This is a genomic window from Duganella violaceipulchra (genome assembly GCF_019166075.1).
Classification (GTDB): domain Bacteria; phylum Pseudomonadota; class Gammaproteobacteria; order Burkholderiales; family Burkholderiaceae_D; genus Rugamonas; species Rugamonas violaceipulchra.
Genome location: NZ_JAHTGR010000061.1, coordinates 1 through 4,184, shown reverse-complemented (window position 1 = coordinate 4,184; position 4,184 = coordinate 1). Strand labels below are relative to the sequence as shown.

At 47.3% G+C, this 4,184-nt stretch carries 3 protein-coding genes and 1 pseudogene; all 4 read left to right on the top strand.

Going from position 1 to position 4,184, the window contains the following annotated elements:
* Nucleotides 1–126: 126 nt before the first annotated feature.
* Nucleotides 127–702, top strand: a pseudogene (locus KVP70_RS32920) (tyrosine-type recombinase/integrase); the annotation flags it as partial.
* 40 nt (nucleotides 703–742) lie between these two features.
* Nucleotides 743–1,765, top strand: a complete 1,023-nt coding sequence (locus tag KVP70_RS32915) for a hypothetical protein (protein WP_217946645.1) — start codon at nucleotides 743–745, stop codon at nucleotides 1,763–1,765.
* Between the two features lie 77 nt (nucleotides 1,766–1,842).
* Nucleotides 1,843–2,106, top strand: coding sequence for an AlpA family phage regulatory protein (locus KVP70_RS32910; protein WP_307730303.1), 264 nt, complete (start codon nucleotides 1,843–1,845; stop codon nucleotides 2,104–2,106).
* A gap of 283 nt (nucleotides 2,107–2,389) precedes the next feature.
* Nucleotides 2,390–3,484, top strand: coding sequence for a YagK/YfjJ domain-containing protein (locus KVP70_RS32905; protein ID WP_217946643.1), 1,095 nt, complete (start codon nucleotides 2,390–2,392; stop codon nucleotides 3,482–3,484).
* Nucleotides 3,485–4,184: the final 700 nt, after the last annotated feature.

Below are 4,184 nucleotides of genomic sequence, written 5' to 3'. Positions count from 1 at the left end.
CATCGTCGGCTTCTATAACTGCAAGCGCATCAATTCAGCATTGGGAAATCTGTCACCCGCCGTCTACGAACGGAAAATGGCAGCACGTGAACCTATCGTTGTGTCCGAAATTACTTGACCACCGCAGGCGTCGTACTGCGCGCCGTTTATGCATCCGATATTCGGCGAGCGCTGAAGATCGCATTGCACTTGCTGTTAATAACGATGGTCCGTAAGGCTGAACTCACTGAGGCTCGCTGGGATGAGCTTGACCTTGAGCATGGTATTTGGGATGTGCCTGCTGAGAGGATGAAAAAAGATAAGCCGCACCGTGTCTATCTCTCCACCCAAGCGGTAGAGCTTCTCCAAGAACTTCAGCATCTCTCAGGCCGGTCTGAGTTCCTCTTCCCTAGCTCGCGTGGGGACGAAGATCGCCCGATCAGCAAAAGCACTTTGAATCAGGCGATAAGGGCACTTTCCCTGGATGTTCAGCATTTTGTACTGCATGATTTTAGGCGCACTGCCTCGACTCATTTGCATGAGCAAGGGTATTCCTCGGATGCCATCGAAAAGGCACTAGCCCACAAAGTTGCAGGTATCAAAGGGGTGTACAACCGGGCGGAATATGCTGATCAACGACGGTTGATTCTTCAAGCATGGGCCGATTTCGTCCAGGTCCAGCTTACCAGTTCCAACGTTGCATCCCTTTTCAAAGTCGCCTGATCGAAGTACGCTGCGATCTCATTGTTCAAGGGGATCGTAGATGGGGGAGTTAGCAAAGGCGATGTACAGCCTAAGTGAAGCAGCGATATTACTTCACGTTGACGTTGCGGAGCTGTTGGAACAAGCCGCAATTGAGCAATTGTGGCTATATGTGCCTTTACCAGATAGCTTGATCGCCGTCAGCGTAGATCATAGAGACTGGTTCGGTGGACCCGACATATTCAGGGGGCGATACCCCAGAGAAGCCCCGTTGCTCGTGGATGAGTGCAAGTACTTTATGCTTCACAGAAGCTCATGCGAATCATTGTTAAACAATGGTTTTGCGGATCAGGCCACATTCAGCTATGCGCTAAAAATACATTCCAGTGGCGACGCGGAAGTCATGGTCGCGTCCAGCGACCGCAATTGGCCGGTCCGTCCCTATGTTGAACCGCGAGAGACATCGTTTCGCTGCTTCGTGACCTACCCCAATGACTTTCAGCCGACCAGGAGCTTCGACCCGCAACTGAAATGTGCTAAGGCCGTGCATGTGGGCCTGGGGCATGTCTTTATGCCGCGTGCTGCGCTGGAGAGGCTAATGGGCAGCTCGCCCGTGCCTCAATTCGATCCCGCAGGAGATGTGCCTTTGCCGGATGCACCCTACATCTCGAATGGCTTGCGAATTGTCTGGCAGTTGCTCGTTGACCACTGGACGACGTTGGGACCGAATGCTGAAGCTCCCTCGGCAGAGGCATTCAAAAAAATTCTAAAGGAACAGCACGAGTTTACCGGGATCAGGGCGGACGCTGGTGCTGCCATGCTAGGGCTATCACGTGTTATTCAAGACCCAGTAACAGGAGCATCCCGGCTGGAAGCTCAGTGTCTGATGGCGTTGATCAAATGTGCTGAAGAGCACTGGCGACCCGTATTCGAAAATGCTGCACGAAACCCCAAGTCCCCAGATTTGTGTGATTGGATAATGAAAAACGTTCCCGCCGGAAAGCGCTTGGCCGAGGGGTGTGTCTCATTTCTCAGGCCAGAAGGGGCGCCTTTAGGCCGCCCACGAGGCGACTCCCCAGGATAGCATTTGTTTTTGGCTTGGAATACCCTCAATGGCTCGCGAGCCATTGAACCTATTCTGCATTTTAATTTCCCAGCATTATGCGGTCATCCCAACCAAACCCAAGAGGGCTAACGATGACCGTATCATTCCAAAAACCTCCCACCATTCTCCGTCGCAAGCAGGTAGAGGCGAGAACAGGGCTCTCGCGCTCTACGATCTACGACAAAATGAATCCCCGTTCGCCGCGATATGACTTTACCTTCCCCAAACAAATCCGCCTAGGTGAGCATTCGGTCGGCTGGGTTGAGTCCCAAATAGACGCATGGCTTATATCACGGATTCGATACAGTCAGCCCCGATAGCTTAGTAGCGCCAGCATACAAGTTACGAAACTAGATACAAGTTACGTTGAGAGAACGACAGCCGACCAAATAGCGACCGATGGGTTGTCGGAACCACGGACCTTTTTTATTGGTGATATGTGGTTATAGATATTTTAAATCACGTAACTTCGTATGCATGAACAAGTAACTTGTACTAATACCGCTCGGCAACCGCTTGCATTTTTTAAAAATGTCTAGCGTGGCCTTATCGGGCGAGTTTTGGTTATTAGTATTATTAAGAACTAAGAAGAATGAGATTGTGATGAAGACGTTAAAAGTAGACGAGAACGCATCCAGCTTGATGTCTGACTACGAAATGAGTGTTCGGGAAATATACCGACAGATAAACGCAGAGGAAAATCTGCGCTTTGATTCAGATGGGAAAGTAGAGCCAGGATTGGATTATGGTAACACGCTATTTGTGATTGAAGAATTCGTAGGGAAAATCCTATCATCCAATAGCCCGGCGTTTGTAGAGGGCGAAGAAAAATTTACTAAAAAAAGAGTAATGGTTCCGACGAAGCTAGGTAAGAAATATCTAGATAGTTTCCATGCAATGGTGGCATGCTACGGCGAGCAATATGAATACAGCGAGCATGTAAAAGTTTTTTTTGATACTTGTAAATCAATGAGTCCCGAATGCAAAGAATTTGATGCAGCAATCGCTTTCAGGAATAAGTCTCTTGGCCCGTATTACTTCAACAAAATGTTTGAAGATATAAGAAGAAATTGTAATACAAAGAAGTTCAAAAGAAAAATTGCTATAAGAAAGAGCAATTTCATAAGGAATTTTGCTAGCGTTAAAAAATACATAGACGCTCTTTTTAATAGATATTCTAGACTGCTAGTTCTGCGCGTCGATTTATCATACAAAAAAAGCTATGCAGGCAAGGTTGATGAAAAGATTGCTCATAGTCATCGAGAGCAGTTTTTAAACAATATGCGATCAAATTCTTTATTCGATAATTTGGTAGGGTATGTTTGGAAGCTCGAATATGGGAGAGATAAAGGACATCATTTTCATTTTGCTTTTTTCTTTGATGGTGCAAAGGTAAGAAAAGATGAATTCATTGCTTTAAAAATCGGCAATTATTGGGTAAATAAAATTACAGACGGAAATGGTAGTCACCATAACTGCAATATGAACAAGGCAGCATACGAAGATTTAGGCATAGGGATGATCAGCCATGATGAGCATGAAAAACGCAAGAGCCTCATGCGCACCTTGTCCTATCTCACTAAAAAAGACCAGTATCTTCGTAAGAGGGCTCTAGGGCGTTGCAGGATATTTGGCAAGGGGGTAGCGCCAGCGGCCAAGGTGAGTGGCCTAGGAAGGCCACGGCGGAGCGCTGAATGACACTCCGCCAATGATTGAAGGATCAATGGCCTGGATTTTTTCCCTGAGTGCACCATCCGTGCCATTCATCGAGTTGATCCGAGGAGATTGCAGCCTCAGCACCTTGCTCTTTCCGAAATGCAGCCATCCATTGATCTTCGCACTGTTGTACGGCTGATGAGCTGGATGGGAAATTCTGCTGAGGGATGCCATTTTTCCAATTGATCTTTTCTACTATAGCGCCATCAGCCGTATAGCGGGTTGTCTCACCCTCGTATTTTCCATTGATAAGATTTCCTGTAAAAGTGACTTTCCCAGTGTTTTCGTCAAATGTTTCCTCTTTACCGGTCGGAACGCCATTTTCCCAGCCAACTTTGTAAATAGGTTTCTCTGTTGCAATCCCGTAAATCGTTAGTGATCCGTTTGCCTGCCCTTGGCTATAGCTTGCCTCAGCGAATTTAGCAGAGTTTTTATTTGGGTAAAAGAAGAAAATCTTTCCGTCAAGAGAATTATTCTTGAAGGAGAAGTTGAAAATTGGATTGCCGGACGTGGATGCTTTACATGAGGCTTCACCATCTAAAACGCCTTCATTTGTGGCTCTATGCCGTTTTCAGTGGAAATTGACATCAGGCGAAGTGGCGCGTAACGCCATGTTCGCGCGGCACGGCGGCGAGCAGCGGATTGGACGGCAGGTGTTTGAGCTTGGCCATGCGTAAGTAAG

Excerpts from the sequence above, each read along its gene's own strand:
- KVP70_RS32915 (WP_217946645.1), top strand. The coding sequence starts at position 743 with ATGGGGGAGTTAGCAAAGGCGATGTACAGCCTAAGTGAAGCAGCGATA.
- KVP70_RS32910 (WP_307730303.1), top strand. The coding sequence starts at position 1,843 with ATGCGGTCATCCCAACCAAACCCAAGAGGGCTAACGATGACCGTATCA.
- KVP70_RS32905 (WP_217946643.1), top strand. The coding sequence starts at position 2,390 with ATGAAGACGTTAAAAGTAGACGAGAACGCATCCAGCTTGATGTCTGAC.